The sequence below is a fragment of the Pseudomonas sp. AB39(2026) genome (assembly GCF_059831485.1).
The window spans coordinates 1,684,596-1,704,303 of sequence record NZ_CP195212.1 but is presented as its reverse complement, the minus strand read 5'-3'; the positions used below and the strand labels follow the sequence as shown (position 1 = coordinate 1,704,303).

Sequence of the window (19,708 nt, the reverse complement as noted above, 5' to 3'; positions counted from 1 at the left end):
GCCAGCTATCTTGCAGGTATCGGGCGATAATCGGTGTTGCCGGATCAGTCACACCAGGGCTGGCCCTGGCACGGGCGCTCCGTATAATGAACGCCTGCTTATCAAGGTTCCAATGGAAGGTCTTATGTCTGAACAGCAACCGATCGCCGTACTCGGTGGCGGCAGCTTTGGCACCGCAGTGGCGAACCTGCTAGGTGAAAACGGCCACAGGGTATGGCAATGGATGCGCGATCCGGTGCAGGCCGAGGCCATGCGAACCCGGCGGGAGAACCCCCGCTACCTCAAGGGCGTGCCGTTGCACCCGTTGGTAGAGCCCGTCACCGACCTGGCTCAGGTGCTGGCGGGTACTGAGCTGCTGTTCGTTGCCTTGCCTTCCAGCGCGCTGCGCACGGTGCTGGCGCCCCACGCGCCTGTGCTGGCCGGCAAAATGCTGGTAAGCCTTACCAAAGGCATCGAAGCGGGCACCTTCAAGCTGATGAGCGAAATCCTTGAAGAAATCGTACCTCAGGCGCGGCTGGGGGTGATCTCAGGCCCTAACCTGGCGCGCGAAATCGCCGAGCACGAATTGACGGCCACGGTCGTGGCCAGTGCTGATGAGGCGCTGTGCACGGCTGTGCAGCACGCGCTTCACGGTCGCCGCTTCCGGGTGTACGCCAGCAGCGACCGTTTTGGTGTCGAGTTGGGCGGCGCGTTGAAAAACGTCTATGCCATCATCGCTGGCCTGGCCGCGGCGTTGAGCATGGGTGAAAACACCCGCAGCATGCTCATTACACGCGCGCTGGCAGAAATGACCCGGTTTGCCGTAAGTCAGGGCGCGAACCCCATGACGTTCCTGGGGCTGGCTGGGGTAGGGGACCTGATTGTGACCTGCTCGTCTCCCAAGAGCCGAAACTATCAAGTGGGCTTTGCCCTTGGGCAGGGCCTGAGCCTGGACGAAGCCGTGACACGTCTGGGCGAGGTGGCAGAGGGTGTGAATACGCTCAAGGTGCTCAAGGCCCGGGCCGCGCAGCTGAGTGTCTATATGCCTCTTGTCGCCGGGTTGCACGCCATTCTGTTCGAGGGGCGCACCCTTGAGCAGGTCATCGAGCTGTTGATGGCTGGCGAGCCCAAGACAGATGTGGATTTCATCCCTGCTACCGGCTTCATTTGAGGAACCCGTCATGAACACTCCGCCCCGCTTCAGCCCAGATCAGGAATCCATCGTGCTGCGCATTCTCTGGATGCTGCTGTTCGCCCTGGTCTGGTACATCGCGCAGTTCATACTGGGCGCACTGGTACTACTGCAGTTGATATGTCGCCTGGTTTATGGGGCCCCCAATGCCGCGCTCATGAGCTTCGGCGACAGCCTCAGCCGCTACCTGGCACAGATTGGCCAATTCGGCAGCTTTCATACCGAAACCAAGCCCTGGCCGTTTTCGAGCTGGCCTACGTCCGCCCCTTCAGAGGACCGCCCTGCAGCGTCACAGGCACCTGTTGCGCCAGTTGCCGTTACCCCCGCCCCTGGCCCGGCAGGGACCGTACATGACCAGGAACCGCCGGTATGAGCCAAGGCACTACCACCGTATGGATACTACGCCATGGTGAAGCGGCCAATACAGCGCCTGATTCGGCCCGAGCCCTGACCGCAGGTGGGCGAGAGCAGGTATTGCGCAGCGCTGCGAACCTGGCGGGGGAGCCTGTTCAGCGAATACTGGCAAGCCCCTATACCCGTGCACAACAAACTGCCCAACTGGTGCAAGCAACCCTTGAGGTGCCAGCAGAGCTGCACACGGTAAGCTGGCTCACCCCGGACAGCGATCCGGATGATGTGATCACTGAGCTGAACCGGTTGGGGTTGCACAACGTGCTGCTGGTCAGCCATCAGCCGTTGGTAGGCATGCTGCTGGGATTGCTGGACAGAGGAGAGCGTGTGTCACCTTATGCCATGGGCACTGCCAGCCTGGCACGCTTTGAGGGCGCCGCGCCGCTTGCCGGGCTTATGACGCTGCGCAGCCTGCAGCACAGCCACTAAAGGAGCGTTAACCCATGAGCTTGTGGCATACCTTGCCGGACCTTGCAGCTATCAACGCCAGCCAGAAAGGGAGCATTGGCGAACTGCTGGATATTCGTTTCGAAGCGTTCGGCGAGGACTTCATTACAGCCAGCATGGCCGTGGATTCCCGTACCCATCAGCCGTTCGGCTTGCTCCACGGAGGCGCCTCTGTGGTCCTGGCCGAGAGTGTGGGCTCTACGGCCAGCGTGCTGTGCCTTGATCCCGCACGTTTTTATTGTGTGGGGCTGGAGGTGAACGCCAACCACCTGCGGGGCATACGCAGCGGGCGCGTGACCGCCACAGCAAGGCCGGTTCACATAGGGCGCAGCACCCACGTGTGGGATATCCGCCTGGTAGACGACCAAGGCAAGCCCAGCTGCATCTCCCGGCTCACCGTAGCGGTAATGCCACTGGGGCAGAAGCCACCCAAGGCCTGAGCCGTTTAGCGAGCTGCTTTCATGCCCGATACCTTGTTCTTCGCCCATGCCAATGGTTTTCCCTCGGGCACCTATGCGCCGCTGTTGGCAAAGCTGGCGACGGCGTTCTGCGTGCAGTACCTCCCGCAGCACGGGCATGATCCCTGTTTTCCGGTAGAGGACAACTGGGCACTGCTGGTTGACGAATTGCTACAGGCCATACGCGCCCAGCCTACGCCTGTGTGGGGGGTGGGCCATTCCCTGGGCGGGCTGCTGCACCTACACGCTGCATTACGCCACCCTGAGCTGTACAAGGGGCTCGTGTTGCTGGATTCGCCGTTGCTGACCCGGCGCGATCGGTGGCTGATCCAGTCTGCCAAGCGCCTGGGGCTTATTGACCACATCACCCCGGCAGGGCGTACTCAGGGGCGCCGTGAACGCTTTGCAAGCCGTGAAGCGGCCCGCGACTATTTTGCACATAAAGCCCTGTTCCGGCATTTTGCCCCGCAATGCCTGGAAGCCTACCTTGAGCATGGCCTGGTGGCGGAAGGGCAGGCGTGGCGCCTGGCGTTCGAACCAGATACCGAGCTGAGCATCTACCGTAGCGTGCCTCATGTGAGCCCCAGCCCGCCGCACCTGCTCACACTGCCCCTGGCTTTACTAGGTGGCGAAGCCAGCGCCGTGGTTCGGCGCCATCATGCCCGCTATGTCAGCCGCCTGGCGCGTGGCGAATTTCACTCAGTGCCCGGTGGGCATCTGTTTCCCATGGAGCATCCGCTCGAAACAGCCGAGCATGTGCTTACCGTATTACACCGCTGGCAGGAAGGGGCCTCTCACCATGGCTGAAGCCTTTGAACAGGTGCGCTTGTGCCTGGAGACTATCGAACTGGCCGGCTGGTTTTATGGCCCTATGGACGGCAGGCCGGTCATTGCCTTGCACGGTTGGCTGGACAACGCCAACACCTTCGCTCGGCTGGCTCCTCACCTGGAAGGCCTGCGCATTCTGGCCTTGGACTTTGCCGGCCATGGGCTGTCTGAGCACCGCCCGGGCGGCAGTGGCTACCCTCATTGGGAATACGCCCGTGACGTGCTGCAGGTGGCCGAGCAGTTGGGGTGGGCACGTTTTTCCCTGATAGGGCACTCCATGGGCGCCATTGTCGCGGCGCAACTGGCGGCGGCCTTGCCTGAGCGCCTGGAACAATTGGCCTTGATCGAAGGGGTGGTGTCGCCCGACGCACCTCCGCACAACCCCGCCGAGCGACTGGGCAAGGCCTTGCGTGAGCAATTGGTACAGGGCACGCGTCGCAAGCCCCTGTATGCTGATCGCGCGCAGGCCGTGCGTGCTCGCGCCACCAGCCGTCTTTCAGTCACGCACAGCGCGGCCAGCCTACTGGCCGAGCGCGGCCTGATGCCGGTGGAAGGCGGTTTTACCTGGCGCAGTGACAACCGGCTGACGTTGACCTCTCCCGTGCGGCTTGAGACGGCCCAGGCACTGGAGGCGGTTCGGCACGTGCAATGCCCCACGCTTCTGATACTGGCTGAACAAGGCCTGCTTGTAGAGCGTAGCCACCTATTCGAAGGCTTGCCGTTCACGCAGGTGCGCTTGCCGGGGCGCCATCATTTGCACCTGGACGATGAGCAAGGCGCTGCGCTTGTAGCAGCCTGTATCAATAGTTTCTTTTCTCTGCCTTGACTTAGGGGCGGGGACTGCCGACGCTTGGCCGGTTACCAGGGAGTCCCCGATGCCGTATCCATGCTTCACACTCGCTTGGCGATGCGTCCGCCAACGGTTTTGCCTTATGTTCCTGTCTAGCGCAATCGGGCTGACCAGTCACGCCACGGCCGCTGAGCTGGACCTTGCGCCATTAGCCGCATTGGAACCTGAAGGCGCCTTACTGCTGGACCACCAGCCGGCCCAGGCCAGCGAGCGCCTGTACCCGCTGGGGCCACTGCGCCGTATTGGCGGTGCATTGCGGCTGGATGCCCGGCTGCAGGTGCACGGCGAACGTGTGTCCAGCACCTGGGAACTGCCCCCGGAGCGCAATGCCCGTGACGTATTCAAGGTCGCGCGTCAGGCCCTGCGCAGCCCCACCACGCAGGTGCTGTTCTGGTGCGAGGGGCGCGACTGCGGCGAAAGCAACCTGTGGTCCAATGACATCTTCGCCAATACCCGCCTGCTGGGCAGTGATGACCAGCAGGCCTTCTTGCTGGTGCGCGAAGCGCAAGGCGATACCGATACCCTGGTGGCTGTCTATTGCGTGCTGCGGGGCAATCGCCGCGTGGCCCTGCATGCCGAGATCCTTACGCCACAGGCTCCACTAGGGCCGATACTGCCTACCTCCGGCACCCTGCTTCGAGAGCTGCGTGATGCTGGCGAGCTGGCCTTCCCGGACCTGGCTATTCCGCCCACTCCGGACTGGGTGACTTTGCTGGGCCGCACCCTTAACCTGGACAGCACCTTGCGCGTACGGCTGGCCGGGCCTGATGCCAACCAATGGCTGGCTGCGCTGGTGGCCGCTGGCGTGCGGGCAAACCGATTGAGCTTGGGCACCCCGGACGGCGAGGGCTTGCACATGGAGGTGGTTCGATGATCAGCACGGACCGGTTGCTGATGCAACTTGCCTTGCTACTGCTGCTGGTGGCCTGCACGTGGGTGATGCTGCCGTTTGTTTCGGCGTTGCTGTGGGGCGCCATTCTGGCCTATGCCAGTTGGCCGCTGATGCGCTGGTTGACGCGCGTGCTGGGTGGCCGTGCCACCTTGGCGGCTGCCATCCTCACAGGTGTGTGGGTACTGCTGGTGCTGCTGCCGCTGGTATGGCTGGGTTTCAACCTGGCCGACCATGTGCGAGACGCTACGGCCTTTGTCCGGGACGTTCAACTGGAGGGCCTGCCTCCGCCCCCGGCCTGGCTGGCAAACGTGCCGCTGTTCGGGGACCGGCTGTCACGCCTGTGGGCCACCATGGATGCCCAGGGCGCTGCGTTTTTCCAAGGGCTGAGGCCCTACCTGGGCCAGATGGGCAACTGGCTGCTGGCGCGCAGCGCCCGGTTGGGCAGCGGCTTGATTGAGGTCTCACTGGCGCTGGTGTTCACCTTTTTCTTCTATCGGGACGGGCCTCGCCTCTCGGCCTTCGTGCTCCGCTTGCTGGAGCGCCTGATGGGCGAGCGCGGCCACTACTATCTGGACCTGGTGGCCGACACTGTTCAGCGCGTGGTCAATGGCGTGATCGGCACAGCGGCGGCCCAGGCGGCGCTGGCGCTGATCGGTTTCATGATCGCCGGCATTCCAGGTGCGTTGGTGCTGGGCTTCTGTACGTTCCTGCTTAGCCTGATCCCCATGGGGCCACCCTTGGCCTGGGTACCGGCCGTAGGGTGGCTGGTATGGCAGGAGCACTATGGGATGGCCGTGTTCCTCGGCCTGTGGGGCACCTTCGTGATCAGCGGTGTGGACAACGTTCTCAAACCCTACCTGATCAGCCGAGGCGGCGACCTGCCCCTTGTGATCGTGCTGCTAGGCGTGTTTGGCGGCTTGCTGGCTTTCGGGTTCATAGGCCTGTTCCTGGGCCCCACCTTGCTGGCGGTCGGGTACCGCCTGGTGACGGACTGGGCACAGGAGAAGGCTTGAGCCTCAATGTGATTTCAACGGGCGCGCGTTACCAGCCGCGCCGGTACGCTAAAGCGCCATGAACCTCGATACCCGCATCAAGTTTCGCCACCTGCTGTGCTTCCTGGAAATAGCTCGCCAAGGCTCGTTCGCCAAGGCGGCCGAAGCCATGGCGGTGAGCCAGCCGGCTATTTCCAAGACCTTGAAGGAGCTTGAAGAGCTGCTCCAAGCCCGCCTGTTCGAACGCAACAAGGCCGGGGTCGCCCTCACTGCTGCCGGGGTGCGGTTCATGCGGCACGCTGGGCCTTGTGTGCAGGCGCTGCGCGAAGGGGTAGTCAGCCTTCGGGATAACGACCACGAGCCACCTCAGGTACGGGTGGGCGCCTTGTCGACGGTGGAAAGCCAGTTCATGGCGCAGGTGGTCAGCCTGCTACACGAGCGCCATCACGCCTTGGTAGTAAGCGTGGCTACCGGCCCAGGGGCTTACCTGTTGGGCCAGCTGCACGTGGGTGAGCTGGATGTGGTGATCGGGCGCATGGCGGATAATCCGCAAATCCACGGGTTGGCCTTCGAGCACCTGTACAGCGAGGCCATGACCCTTGCCGTTCGCCCTGGCCACCCGTTGCTTGCCCTGGGCACTGTGGACAAGGCACGCCTGGCACTGTACCCCTGGGTACTCCCGCTGGCCGGCACCACTATTCGCAAACATGCCGACAGCCTGTTCGTGCAATGCGGCATTCCGCCTTCGGTGCAGCGGTTGGAAACCCTGTCGCCTGCATTGAGCCGGCGCTACGTTCAAAGCAACGATGCGGTGTGGGTGGCGCCCCGTGATGCTGTTCATCTGGATATTGAACAAGGCGCCCTCTGCGAGTTAGCGCTGGGCGTGGATGAACCGGGCGGTTCCGTGGGTATCTGCACCAACGCCGCACTGCCCTCGTCGCTTCCAAGCCAATGGCTGTGTGCGGTGGTGCGCGAAGTGGCCTCCCAGTATCGGTCGGCCTGAGCAGTTGCCGCTACGTAAACGAACTTTCACCTGCAACCGTAAAATGCCTTTGGTAACGTGAACTTATCCGATCTTTCCCTCTCCTATGGCATAGCCATTGGTCGGGGCCGCCTGCTAAGCTCGCGGCTTGACTTGACCGCCCCTCACGTGGCGCCCTTCACAAGGAAACAGCATGAAACAGCATCGGTTGGCGGCTGCGATCGCCCTGGTAGGTTTGGTTCTCGCCGGTTGCGACAAGCAGACCAGCAGCGTCGAGCTGAAAACCCCCGCCCAGAAAGCCTCCTACGGGATCGGCCTGAACATGGGCAAGAGCCTGGCTCAGGAAGGTATGGACGACCTGGATTCCAAGGCCGTGGCCTTGGGTATCGAAGACGCCGTTGGCAAGAAAGAGCAGAAGCTCAAGGATGACGAACTGGTCGAGGCCTTCGCAGCGCTGCAAAAGCGCGCAGAAGAGCGCATGACCAAGATGAGCGAAGACTCGCTGGCAGCGGGCAAGAAATTCCTTGAAGAAAACGGCAAAAAGGACGGCGTGGTCACTACAGCGTCCGGCTTGCAGTACCAGGTTGTCCAGAAGGGCGACGGCCCGCAGCCCAAGCCTAGCGATGTGGTCACTGTGCATTACACGGGCAAGCTGATCGACGGCAAAACCTTCGACAGTTCCGTGGACCGTGGTAGCCCCATCGACCTGCCTGTCAGCGGCGTGATCCCCGGTTGGGTGGAAGGCCTGCAGTTGATGCATGTGGGCGAAAAAGTGAAGTTGTTCATTCCTAGCGACCTGGCTTACGGTGCTCAAAGCCCAAGCCCAACCATTCCAGCCAACTCGGTGCTGGTGTTCGACCTGGAACTGCTGGGCATTAAGGATCCTTCCAAGGCTGCTCCGGCAGACGCGGATGACGCCGAGCCAGCCGCACCGGCTGAAGAGGCGCCCGCCAAGGCACCTGCCAAGAAGTAATACCGGGTTTCACCCAGCCAGCGCCCCGCCTCGTCGGGGCGTTGTCGTTTGTGTGGCGCTGCTACAGAAACGAACCCTGGAGCAGGCGCCAAGTCCTATACAGAGCGCTTGCATTAGGGCGTGAGCCTTGATAGGTACGTGTTTCAACCTTGCAAGTGAACGAAAAAACGCCGATTCGACTTCAGCCCTTTTGTACTGGGGCCCACAGCTCGGTTTTGCTCGGCTGTTCACATGGTTATCCACAAATATTGTGGATATCCTTCCCATGCTCTACACGGAGGCTACATGAAGGCACCCTTGGGCTTTACTCAATTTCTTCCACTGGCTGAGCGCCTGATTGCACGGGGCCGGCTACCGGCTTTGGCCCTTGCTGTGGCACGCAAGGTCAGGGGAAAGCGGCTGGGGCAAGTAAAGGAAGACATCGCCCTGCTACAGGCGCTGTGCCTGGCTTACTGGCGGGGTGAATACCGTGCTATCAGCGGCAAGGCCATTCTTTCGGTAGTGGCAGGCCTGCTGTACTTTGTCAGCCCCGTCGACCTTATTCCAGACTGGTTGCTAGGTGTGGGGATGCTGGACGATATTGCCGTACTGGGTTGGGTCATGAAAGTACTCCAGACAGAGCTCAACGCCTTTCGCGCCTGGCGCTCAGAGCAGTCCCCGGAAGTGCTGAGCGTTGTGGAAAGGGTGCCTGAGCAAAGCGTACCGCTGGAAGGGGAGTACCTGCGCCGCCAATGACAGGGTGCAACACGTCATGAGCCGCTGGCCTCAGGGTATGCTGTCAGCTGCGCTGCTAAGCTACTCAGTAGCGTGGCAATGACTATCAGCACAGGAGGGCGGTGAGTGAACATGAAAATCAGCCGACAACACTGGGAGGACCTACTAGAGGAACTGGACATGGCACGCAGGCAGCGTCACTTGCTGACTTACCGTGCCCTGGTCGAAAGGCTCCAATTGAATACCCCCGCCATGCAGACGCTGACTGCCGCCTTGGAGCACCTGGCGATGCTGGACGCGCGTGCTGACCAACCCTTGCGCAGCTCCTTGGTCATCAGCCAAGGTGCCAGCCGCCTGCCTCGCCCTGGTTTTTTTGAATGTGTGGAACGCCTGGGGCGCTTTTGTGGCCCGGCCGATGGCACGGCCGCCGCTTCCTGGCACGCGTCGGAGGTGGCTCGAGTGTTCGAGTACGACTACCGGGCTACCACTCAGGCGGCCCTTGATTAAGAATCTGCTTTTCTAAAAGTCTGGCGAAAGGTCTGCCTTAGCGAAGCTACGCTGCACGCTTGTGCTTGGTGTAGCCGACAGCAAAAGACCGGCCTTTTCAGGGCCGGTCTTTTGGTGCTTCACAACGCATAGCGTAGAGAAAGGGCAGAGCCTTAGTGTTTCGCAACCTGGGTGTTCAAGCGCAGGTAGTCGATCAAGATACGCCCTGTTTCACTCAGGTAGGCGTCGTCCTCGGGCTTTGTATCATCCGGTGCACCGGCCAGAGGGTCTTCGTCTTCTTTCTTGAGTTCCTTGAGCGGCTCTTCGCCCTTGGCTTTGCGACGGGCATTTTCCAAGGCCAACTGCTTGGCTTCGATGTCCGTGTGCTCGGCGCGCCGGGTGGCTTCGTTCAGGCTCACGGTTTTCTCTTCCGCCAGCTTCTGGCTCAATGCCAGGCGGTCACGAATGTAGGCGAACTCGGCATCACCCTCGGCACGCTTGTCATGCAGCAGCTTGAGTTGGGCGAGGAAGGGTTTGAACGGGTCCGTTTCCGGCTTGATGGCAGGCTTGATCGTGTCCCACGGCATGGCCTCAGGGAGGGCGCTTTCGCCGATTTCCTTGGTGTCGATGATGGAAGGGTAGGCGATGTCCGGTAGTACACCCTGGTGTTGAGTGCTCTGGCCGGAAACACGGTAGAACTTGGCCAAGGTCAGTTTCAATTCACCGTGGTTAAGCGGCTGAATGGTCTGAACGGTCCCTTTGCCAAAGGTCTGGCCGCCAATGATCAAGGCGCGGTGGTAGTCCTGCATGGCCCCTGCGAAAATCTCCGAGGCTGAAGCAGACAAGCGATTGACCAGCAGGGCCAGTGGCCCTTTGTAGAAGGCACCTGGGTTCTCATCCTCAAGTACGTCCACCTTACCGTCGCTGTTACGCACCAGCACGGTAGGGCCCTTTTCGATGAACAGGCTGGTGAGCTCTGTAGCTTCCTGCAGCGACCCGCCTCCGTTGTTGCGCAGGTCGATCACTACACCGTCCACTTTTTCTTTCTGGAGTTCGCTCAGCAGCTTTTTCACGTCACGGGTAGTGGACTTGTAGTCCGGGTCACCGGCACGGAAGGCCTTGAAATCAAGATAGAAGGCGGGAATTTCGATTACACCCAGCTTGTAGTCGTGACCGTTCTGGTTCAGATGGAGCACTGACTTCTTCGCTGCCTGCTCTTCGAGCTTCACCGCTTCGCGGGTAATGGCAACGATTTTGCTGGTCTGGTCGTTTGGCGCATTGGTGTGAGGAATGATTTCAAGGCGCACCACAGACCCCTTGGCACCACGAATCAGCTTAACCACTTCGTCCAGTCGCCAGCCGACCACGTCGACCATTTCCTTGTCGCCCTGGGCTACACCAATGATCTTGTCCGACGGAGCGACCTGCTTTGTCTTGTCTGCAGGGCCTGCCGGAACCAGGCGCACAATTTTCACCTGGTCATTGTCGCTTTGAAGCACTGCGCCGATCCCTTCCAGGGACAGGCTCATGTTGATGTCAAAGTTCTCGGCGTTATCCGGCGACAGGTAGTTGGTATGCGGGTCGTAGGACTGGGCGAAGGTGTTGATGTACGCCTGGAAAATATCTTCGGCACGGGTCTGGTCCAGCCGTGCGAGTTGGTTCTTGTAACGCTTGGTCAGGGTTTCCTGGATCTGCTTGGCGTCCTTGCCGGCCAGCTTCATGCGCAGCACTTCATCCATCACGCGCTTGTGCCACAGGTTGTCCAGGTCGGCCGTGCTGGCCAGCCAGGGGGCATCCTTGCGGTCCACTTCCAGCGTTTCGTTGGTGGTGAAGTCCAGCTTGTCCACGCCATCGCCTAACAGGTCCAGGGCGTAGTCCAGGCGCGCCTTCACGCGATCCAGGTAGCGTTTGTAGATGGTAAAGCCGGGGTCAAGATTTCCACTTTTAAGGAAGTCGTCGAACTGGGTTTTCCACTTATCAAACTCGGCGATGTCACTGGCGAGAAAATAACTGCGCGAGGGATCGAGGAGTTTGATATAGCTGTCATAGATGATAGCCGAACGGGCGTCGTTCAACGGCGGCTTGCTGTAGTGATGGCGTTTAAGCAATTCGACGACGTTGAGGCTGGCGATCACCTCGTCACGGTCGGGCTGAAGCGAGTTCCAGCTATTGGCCGCAAAGCCTGGGGCTGACAGCAGGCTCAGGCTCAAGCCTAACGCCAGGGCGGTTACGGGGAATAGTTGCTTCATGCTCATTCGACGAGGGGACAGTTGATCACGCATATTAGGCCGTCTTTGAATGGACCGGTTCCGGCGCCGCTACATTAAATCCTGTTCATGCAAGGGCAGGGTACTTGAGTCACATTATGCAAAAAACCCCACGTCATCACGCGGGGCTGAGTTCGAGCCAACTATGGAGGTAGCGTGAAAGCATTGCAAGGCGTTGAAGGACATGTAGAGTGGGCCGACTACCCGGCACCGGCCTGCGATGCAGGGCAAGTGCGTATACGGGTAGCAGCAGCAGGGCTCAATCGGGCCGACCTGCTGCAACGGGCGGGGCACTACCCGCCACCGCCTGGCGCCAGCGAAATCCTGGGGCTTGAGTGCGCAGGCATTATCAGTGAAGTAGGTGCAGGGGTGGTATCCCTCGCTGTAGGGGATCGCGTGTGCACCCTGCTGGCCGGGGGTGGCATGGCAGAAGAGGTCGTGGTCGATGCGCGTCATGTGCTGCCTGTGCCTGAGGGCCTCACGCTTATCGAAGCGGCCGGTATTCTTGAGGTATATGCCACGGTGTGGCTGAACCTGTTCCAGTTGGCGGCGTTGCAGCCAGGCCAGAAGGTGCTGCTGCATGCAGGCGCCAGTGGCATTGGCTCGGCTGCCATCCAACTGTGCAAGGCGTTCGGCAACCCTACGTGGGTCACAGTGGGTTCGGCAGACCGCCTGGCCTACTGCGAAACGTTGGGCGCACAGGGCGGGGTGCTGCGAGGCGATGGCCTGGCCGCGCTGAAGGACCTGGGGCCGTTCGACGTGATCCTGGACCCGGTCGGCGGCAACTATGCTGAACTCAACCTGCAAGTAGCGGCTCAGGACGCCAGGTGGGTGCTGATCGGCACCATGGGTGGGCGTGACGCGAAGCTGGACATGGGGTTAGTGCTGGGCAAGCGCGTACAGCTGATCGGCTCAACGTTGCGTAGCCGCGATGATGCCTTCAAAGCTGAACTGCTCAGAGAGCTGGGGCAGGAAGTATTGCCGCTGTTTACCGAAAAGCGCCTCAACCCGCAAATTGCGGCAACTTTCCCCATCGCCGAGGCGGAAGAAGCGTTTGCTGAACTGGCCACAAACCAGATAACAGGCAAGGTGGTACTGGTGGTGGATGAAACGCTGGTGTAGAGGGGAGGGCTCTACAGAAGGAGTCTACCAGTAGCATTGCGTGCAGGTTCCCGGCCTCCGCCGTTGGCTGCGACCAGTCCCACAGTGCCAATTTGACATGGCTTTGTGGGAGCTGGCGCAGCCAGCGAACCCTGTTACCACAGGTTCACTGGCCAGCGCATGCTAAGGCTAGGCATGGGATACGTGCTTAGCGCATGTCCGGCAGGCGAGCTTCGCTTTTCACATCTGAGCCCGCAATGGCCTCGGCTGGAAGCACGATCTTGGCCTTCGGCAACAGCATGCCCATGTTCGCCAGTACGCGGTACATCGAGTATTCCTCGGTGTAGCGTACTTCGGTGTAGCGGCGGTTGGCGTTGTACAGTTCGTTCTCGCTGTCCAGCAAGTCCAGCAGCGTACGCTGGCCCAGGCCAAACTGGTTCTGGTAGGCCGAACGTACACGGGTGGTGGTTTCGGCATACTCACGCGCGCTCGGGGCTTGCTGGCGAGCGTTGAGCATGGCGTTCCAGGCCAGCGACATGTTTTCGTTCAAACTGCGCAGGGCATTGTTGCGAATGTCCATGGCCTGGTTGATACGGTGTGCGTCTGCCTGCAGGCGGGCCTTGTCACTGCCACCACGGAACAGGTTGTAGCTGACCGCAACGCCGGCACGCCAGTCATTGGCATGGCCTTCTTCGCCTGAAATGTTGTCGTTGGCGCCTACAGCCACTTCAGCATCTACACGAGGGTAGAACTGTGACTTCGCCCCTTCGTATTGTTGCTCCGCGGCCTGTACGTCAGCCTGGGCCGACTTCAGGTAGGGGTTGTTGTCGATCATCGACTGGCGGGCGTCGGTGATTTCTGGTGGCAATTCACCACGAATGGTCGCAGGCGCGTCCAGTTCGTCCGGGTTGCGACCGGTTGCGCTGAAGAAGTTAGCTTCGGCGTCGGCCAGGTCCACCATGGCGGTTTGGTAGTTGTTCTCAGCCAATGCCCGACGTGCACGGGATTGGTCGGCGTCCGCCGTGCTGCCAATGCCGCGCTCGGTACGCAGGCCAATCTGGTCGTTCACACGCAAGTGAGCTTGCAGGTTGTTCTTGGCCAGGTCTACCAGCTCCCGGCGCTTGAGCACTTCCAGATACACTTCTACGGCACGCAGGGCCAGGTCCTGTGCCACGCCTTGAACATAGAAGGCACGGGACGTGGACACCGCCAAGGTACGGGAAATTTCCCGCGTGGCGCTGGAGCCGTCGAACAGCATCTGGCGCAGGCGCAGTTCGGATGTGGTGTAAGTCAGCAGTTCCTTGTGGTGGCCGCCCTGGGCACGTGTGGTAGGCGTGTCCGAGTTTTCACGGCCATACCCACCTACAAAATCAACGCTAGGCAGGTAGGCACCGCGTGCAACCTTAACGTCTTCATCGGCGGCGAGGCGGCTATTAATGTTCGACTGCAGCTCCGGGTGCGTATCCACGGTGCTCTGAATGGCCTCCTGTAGCGTCATGGCATGGGCCTGCATGGCCCCGATCGCCAATAACACGGCGCTGCAGATGGGGGTTAAGATGCGCATCGATGTACTTCTCCCTGTCCCTATGAAGGTTGGCAGTCGCCAAATTATTGGCGCATATTCTTATCATTCCAATTCGCGGATGCTAACATCAGATCAGATGTGAAAATTGTCTGAAACTAAGAACCTTTTGGAATAACGCTTATTCCCAAAAAAACTTATGTTGACGTACCAGATCCAGTCCATCGTACACTCGCCTTTTTCGCGCAAAGGACCACATTCGGGGCCTTTGGGACGATTTTTAGGGCGTCGGTATTTAGTGTGGCAAGGGGCTAGTAGGGCGTACTCCATAAGGATTTTTGAGCAGTCGTGAAGGTGACATTTTTCTGTCGCCGTAACTCACAGTGTGACATTGCTCACATGTTCGATACGAGGCAGCTATGAACCATAGCTGGTTGATAAGGTTCAGCCAGTCTACCGGTTGCAGCGGCTTTGACACGCAAAAAGATAGCAAGTTGCCATCTTCTTGTGAACTCCCGGGTACATCCTCTGTCTCCTGTGCGCAGCAGCCTGGTGCTGAAAAGCAATGGAGGAGTGGGCAATGGCAACCTTGATCGGTGTCGTCAGTAAAGTAGTAGGGCAGGTATTTGCAGTTGCTGGCGATGGCACCCGCCGTCTCCTCGTGGAAGGGGATCGCGTGTTCGCAGGCGAGCAACTGGACACCGGTGTTGGGGGGGCGATTTCTGTACATTTGCAGAATGGTCAAGACCTTGCGCTCGGCCGTGGCAGCAGCCTGGCCCTTAATGAAGGCTTGCTGCACCACGCAGCGCCCGATATTCAGGTGCTCGATGAGCGCGTGGGCGTCACTGCGCTGGACGACGTAAATGCGTTACAGCAGGCTATCGCTGCGGGCCAGGACCCTACCCAAGTATCTGAGCCAACGGCTGCCGGGCCTACCGGCGCCACGGGCGTGCCCAGCGGTGGTGGGAGCCACTCCTTCGTACTGCTTACTGAGGTAGGCGGCGCGGTAGATCCAACGATCGGTTTTCCGACCGAAGGTCTTATGGCTGTCCCGGAGTTTCCGGACCCGACGTTGCCCCCGCTGGTTGACGTGGACGCAGGCGCTGGTGCGCCGCCCGTAACCGTGCCGCCCGTGGATGTACCGCCCATTGTAGACACGCCGATACCTACGCCGCCCAATAACCCTGTTGTGCTGACAGGCCTGGACGTGAGCGGTGGCGAAATCACCGTGAACGAGGCCAACCTGGCCAACGGTTCCAGCCCGAACGCTGCAGCGCTTGTTCAGGCTGGTACCTTTACCGTCACCGCAGCCGACGGGCTTGCCAGCCTGGTCATTGGTACGCTGGAAGTGGTACGGGCCGGCCAGGTGGTAGGGGTAGGGCAGTCCTACACCACCGCCGATGGCAACCTGCTGACGGTTACTGGCTACAACGCCACCACCGGTGTGCTGAACTACACCTACACCCTCACCGGGAATGCCGAACACCCAGCAGGTAACGGCGCCAACGCCCTGGGTGAAAGCATCACCGTAACGGCCGTGGACAATGATGGGTCTACGGCTACGGGCACCTTGGATGTCACCATCCAGGATGACGTACCTACCGCTGTGGCCGACACGCAGGCGGCGGGCGATGACAACACTGTGGTCACCGGCAACGTACTGGCCAATGATGTTCAAGGTGCCGATGGCATCGCTTCGCCGTTGACCAACCCCGGCACCTATCAGGGCACCTACGGAACATTGGTATTGGCCGCCGATGGCGCCTACACCTATACCCTCGATACCACAAGCGCCGCCTACAAGGCGTTGCTGGCCGGTGGTGTAGCCGTTGGCCTTGCTACTGAAACCTTCGGCTATTCGATCGTCGACAGCGACGGTGACACCTCGCAAACCACGCTCACCATCAACATCACCAACCCGGACGACCCGGTCAGGTTCTTCAGCCTGGGCGTGGACGGGGGCGAGCAGCGTGTGTTCGAGGCCAACCTGCCAGGAGGCACCGACCCCAATGCGGCGGCGCTGACCCGCACCGGTAGCTTCACGCTCGAAGCCAAGGATGGCCTGGCCACCTTGACCATTGATGGGGTGGACGTGATTGGCGGCAATGCCACGGGCCTGCCAGTGACCATTACCGGGCAGTTGGGTAACGCCCTGACCATCACCGGCTATGACGCCACTACCGGCGTGATCACCTACAGCTATACGCTCAGTGAAGCCCAGCAGCACAACGTGGGGCAGAGCGAACTGTCCGAAGACTTCCACCTGATCGCCACCGACTCGGACGGCGACACCGGTGGTGCCTGGCTGAACGTGCGCATCGAGGACGACAACCCGATTGCCGTCGCCGACACCACGGCCGTGAACGACACTACTACCGTCGTCACTGGCAATGTGCTGGACAACGATAAGCTGGGCGCTGATGCCATTGCCTCCCCAGTGACCAATCCTGGCACCTATCAAGGTACCTACGGTACGCTGGTACTGGCCGCCGACGGCACCTACACCTACACCCTGGACACCAATAGCGCCGCTTACAAGGCACTGCTGGCCAGCGGCGTGGCCGTGGGGACGGCGACCGATACCTTCGGTTACCAAGTCATCGACCGCGACGGTGATACCTCAAGCACCAACCTGACCGTGAACGTCACCAACCTGGACGACCCAGTCAGGTTCTTCAACCTGGGCGTGGACGGTGGCGAACAGCGCGTGTTCGAGGCCAACCTGCCAGGGGGCACCGACCCCGATGCCGCCGCCCTGACCCGCACCGGCAGCTTCACACTCGAAGCCAAGGATGGCCTGGCCACCTTGACCATTGATGGCGTAGACGTGATCGGTGGCAACGCTACCGGCCTGCCGGTAACCATCATCGGCCAGCTGGGCAACGCGTTGACCATCACGGGTTACAACGCGGCTACCGGCGTTGTGAACTACAGCTATACCCTGAGCGAAGCCCAGCAGCACAACGTAGGGCAGAGCGAGCTCTCTGAAGACTTCCATCTGATCGCCACCGACTCGGACGGTGACACTGGTGGGGCCTGGCTGAACGTGCGCATCGAGGATGATGCACCTATTGCCACCCCTGTGGCAGAAAGTGTGACTTCCGGCGCGCTCAACACCAACATTCTGCTGGTGCTGGACGTGTCCAACAGCATGAACCAGTCCTCCCGCGTGAACGGCCTGTCTCGGTTGGAGCTGGAAAAGCAAGCCGTGGGTGAGCTGCTGAACCAGTATGGCGAGCGCGGTGATGTAAGGGTGCAAGTTGCAGCCTTCAACAACAAGGAAAACGTGGCCAGCGAGTGGATGAGCGTCAGCGAAGCGCGTGCCTTCGTTAACAGCCTGACCGCCGGCGGCGGTACCAACTACGACTACGCGCTGGATGCTGCACAGAAGGCCTGGGCGACTGCCGGTAAGCTGGCCGACGCACAGAACGTGAGTTATTTCCTGTCTGACGGCAACCCCACGCTCTCCAGCGAGCGCCCTAAAACAGGTAACGGCCAGTCGGGCAACAAGACCGATGTGAACCTGGGCGACGGCATCGACGCCAAAGAGCAGGCAGCCTGGCAATCGTTCCTGAACGAGAACCAGATCTACTCCCACGCTATCGGTGTAGGCCCTAGCGCCAAGGCTGTGTACCTGGCACCGATCGCGTATGACGGCACCACGGGGGCTAACATCCCGCCGGTGGTGGTAACGGACCTGTCGCAACTGTCAGGCGTGCTCAATGGCACTGTGGGCAGCGGCTCCACCGCTGGCACCCTGGCCGATGCTGTGAAATACGGTGTGGACGGTGGCCATCTGCAAAGCATCACAGTAGACGGCGTCACCTACAGCTATGACGGCAAAGGTGCCGTGGCCGCCAGTGGCACCGGTGCAACTTGGAGCTTCGACAGCACCAGCAGCAACCTGAGCGTAGTAACCCAGGAAGGTGGCACCTTCACCATCAACGTGGAAACAGGCGCCTACAAATACACCACCGCCGAAGGCAGCCGAGACACAGCTACCCAAACGGTTGGGTACACCGTGATAGACGGTGACGGTGACGTGGCAGGCTCCACCATTACCTTCAATATCGCACCAGGCGCTACTGCTTCTGCCACCGCGGCACAGTTCACCACAGCTCAGTCCAGCACCGTGCTGAGCGCATCAGGCGCCGACTTCACGGCCACGGCTCAGCAGTCGTTGAACGTGGCGGCGCGTGCATTGGAAGTGGACCGGTCCCAGTTCTATGCCAACAGCCTGGCCCTGACGGCCATGTTGCTGGTCACTGGGACCCTGGCTGCAGCGGGTACGGCCGATGCCAGCGACACCATCACCGTTAACCTGCGACAGGGCGAGTCGGTCACCCTCAACTCTGCGGCTGTCACCAGCGGGGCTGTAAGCCTCAGCTATGCCGTGGATGACGGTAGCTACACCGCCGTAACAGGCAATGCCTTCACTGCTGCTACGGATGGCACCTACCACCTGAAAGTCACCAACGTGGAGCCCTCGGCGTCTACCGAGGCTTACCAGCTGGGGATGACCGTGGATTACAGCCACGCTCAAACTGATGCTGCAGTAGCAACCGTAGCCGTAGCCCAAGACACTCAGGTGGCTCATGCCAGCACTGTTGCTGTGGCCGAGCATGCCGAGCAGACCATTACCGGCACCAGCGGTGATGACACGCTGGTAGCAGGTGACGACGGCGTGGTGCTTCAGGGGGGTGACGGTAATGACCTGCTGCTGCCTGGCGCCCACACGGTAGTGCTGGATGGCGGTGCAGGGTTCGACACGGTTAGCTACGCCGCTGCCACTAGTGGTGTCACGGTGGACCTGCGCGAAGGCGGGACTACCGGCGGATGGGCGGCAGGCGAAACCCTGACCGGTATCGAACAGCTGATTGGCTCGGCACACGATGATGTGTTCCACGCCAATGACAGCGGCATGGTGCTCAATGGCGGCGCTGGCAATGACCAACTGTACGGCGGCAGCGGTGCAGACACTCTGGTCGGGGGCTCTGGCAACGACGTTCTCACCGGGGGCGCAGGGGCTGATACCTTCGTATGGCAAGCTGGCGACAAAGGGACCGATACCGTAACGGACTTCCAACTGGGGACCGATACGCTGGACTTGGGTTCGTTGCTAGGCGATGCAGCCAAAGGTTCGCTGGAAAGCCTGTTGAGCTTCAAGGTCAGCGGCACCGGCAGCAGCCTGGTCAGCACCATTGACGTGAGTACCACGCCGGGTGGCGATACGGTTCAAAGCATCAACCTGCAGCACGTGAACGTGGCGCAGGCCTACAACGTCAGCACCGATTCCAGCGGTGCGGTGGTGGGCCTGCAGAACAACTCCGCGATCATCAACGGGCTGTTGGGCGATCATTCGCTGAAGGTCGACAGCACGGTGTAAGACAGGCAGGCCTTGGGGAGCATTGCTCGCCAAGGCCTGTGTTGTTTTTGGTGCTCTAGTCGCAAGGCTCTAATTAGGCGGTAGGCGCGACGTTCTTCTCGCGCAGTAAGGGTACGGATAGCGCAACGCTTCCGGCCAAGCGCAGGTACTCATAGCCGCCGCTTCTGCGTATATACACCCTCAACTTTCATGGCCAGCGCTGCATTGATACGTGTAGATGAAAACGCC

The 19,708-nt window shown here is 60.7% G+C and carries 16 protein-coding genes; 14 read left to right on the top strand and 2 right to left on the bottom strand.

The window, feature by feature from the left end; translation table 11 throughout:
• Positions 1-124 precede the first annotated feature (124 nt).
• The 12 genes from ACSAMW_RS07540 to ACSAMW_RS07485 all read left to right on the top strand — a co-directional run bounded on the left by ACSAMW_RS07540 (position 125) and on the right by ACSAMW_RS07485 (position 9,225).
• Positions 125-1,150, top strand: coding sequence for an NAD(P)H-dependent glycerol-3-phosphate dehydrogenase (locus ACSAMW_RS07540; RefSeq protein WP_500593384.1), 1,026 nt, complete (start codon positions 125-127; stop codon positions 1,148-1,150).
• A 10-nt stretch (positions 1,151-1,160) separates the two neighbouring features.
• Positions 1,161-1,544, top strand: a complete 384-nt coding sequence (locus ACSAMW_RS07535) for a DUF4389 domain-containing protein (RefSeq protein WP_500593383.1) — start codon at positions 1,161-1,163, stop codon at positions 1,542-1,544.
• Entirely contained in the window at positions 1,541-2,011 is a 471-nt protein-coding gene (gene sixA / locus ACSAMW_RS07530; RefSeq protein WP_500593382.1) for a phosphohistidine phosphatase SixA, read from the top strand. The genes ACSAMW_RS07535 and sixA overlap by 4 nt, the downstream gene beginning before the upstream one ends.
• Positions 2,012-2,025: 14 nt before the next feature.
• The gene (locus tag ACSAMW_RS07525) at positions 2,026-2,469 is read left to right on the top strand and encodes a hotdog fold thioesterase (protein WP_500593381.1); all 444 of its coding nucleotides are present in this window, start codon (positions 2,026-2,028) and stop codon (positions 2,467-2,469) included.
• Positions 2,470-2,490: 21 nt separating this feature from the next.
• Positions 2,491-3,294, top strand: coding sequence for an alpha/beta fold hydrolase (locus tag ACSAMW_RS07520; protein WP_500593380.1), 804 nt, complete (start codon positions 2,491-2,493; stop codon positions 3,292-3,294).
• On the top strand, positions 3,287-4,141 hold the full coding sequence (locus ACSAMW_RS07515) for an alpha/beta hydrolase (protein ID WP_500593379.1): 855 nt from the start codon (positions 3,287-3,289) through the stop codon (positions 4,139-4,141). Before ACSAMW_RS07520 ends, ACSAMW_RS07515 begins: the two co-directional genes overlap by 8 nt.
• Positions 4,142-4,247: 106 nt before the next feature.
• Complete coding sequence (locus ACSAMW_RS07510; protein WP_500593378.1) at positions 4,248-5,039, top strand: DUF4892 domain-containing protein; 792 nt, start codon at positions 4,248-4,250, stop codon at positions 5,037-5,039.
• Positions 5,036-6,070 (top strand): AI-2E family transporter, encoded by a 1,035-nt coding sequence (locus ACSAMW_RS07505; protein WP_500593377.1) that lies wholly within the window; start codon positions 5,036-5,038, stop codon positions 6,068-6,070. Before ACSAMW_RS07510 ends, ACSAMW_RS07505 begins: the two co-directional genes overlap by 4 nt.
• Before the next feature lie 58 nt (positions 6,071-6,128).
• On the top strand, positions 6,129-7,052 hold the full coding sequence (pcaQ, locus tag ACSAMW_RS07500; protein WP_500593376.1) for a pca operon transcription factor PcaQ: 924 nt from the start codon (positions 6,129-6,131) through the stop codon (positions 7,050-7,052).
• 172 nt (positions 7,053-7,224) lie between these two features.
• A complete protein-coding gene (gene bamJ, locus ACSAMW_RS07495; protein ID WP_168086014.1) occupies positions 7,225-8,004 on the top strand; it encodes a BamJ family beta-barrel-assembly machinery protein in 780 nt (259 codons plus the stop codon).
• Between the two features lie 285 nt (positions 8,005-8,289).
• Positions 8,290-8,739 carry a YkvA family protein gene (locus tag ACSAMW_RS07490; protein ID WP_168086013.1) on the top strand — a complete coding sequence of 150 codons (450 nt, stop codon included), beginning with the start codon at positions 8,290-8,292 and terminating at the stop codon, positions 8,737-8,739.
• A 105-nt stretch (positions 8,740-8,844) separates the two neighbouring features.
• A complete protein-coding gene (locus ACSAMW_RS07485; protein ID WP_500593375.1) occupies positions 8,845-9,225 on the top strand; it encodes a hypothetical protein in 381 nt (126 codons plus the stop codon).
• Between the two features lie 152 nt (positions 9,226-9,377).
• Here the strand turns inward: ACSAMW_RS07485 and ACSAMW_RS07480 are convergent, their stop codons facing one another.
• On the bottom strand, positions 9,378-11,453 hold the full coding sequence (locus ACSAMW_RS07480; RefSeq protein WP_500593997.1) for a carboxy terminal-processing peptidase: 2,076 nt from the start codon (positions 11,451-11,453) through the stop codon (positions 9,378-9,380).
• A 174-nt stretch (positions 11,454-11,627) separates the two neighbouring features.
• On the opposite strand from ACSAMW_RS07480, the gene ACSAMW_RS07475 reads away from it, so the two are divergent.
• Positions 11,628-12,593, top strand: coding sequence for an alcohol dehydrogenase catalytic domain-containing protein (locus ACSAMW_RS07475; RefSeq protein WP_500593374.1), 966 nt, complete (start codon positions 11,628-11,630; stop codon positions 12,591-12,593).
• A 187-nt stretch (positions 12,594-12,780) separates the two neighbouring features.
• On the opposite strand, the gene ACSAMW_RS07470 is transcribed toward ACSAMW_RS07475, so the two are convergent.
• A complete protein-coding gene (locus ACSAMW_RS07470) occupies positions 12,781-14,136 on the bottom strand; it encodes a TolC family outer membrane protein (protein ID WP_500593373.1) in 1,356 nt (451 codons plus the stop codon).
• 538 nt (positions 14,137-14,674) lie between these two features.
• Between ACSAMW_RS07470 and ACSAMW_RS07465 the strand changes: the two genes are divergently transcribed.
• Positions 14,675-19,480, top strand: a complete 4,806-nt coding sequence (locus tag ACSAMW_RS07465; protein WP_500593372.1) for a retention module-containing protein — start codon at positions 14,675-14,677, stop codon at positions 19,478-19,480.
• Positions 19,481-19,708: the final 228 nt, after the last annotated feature.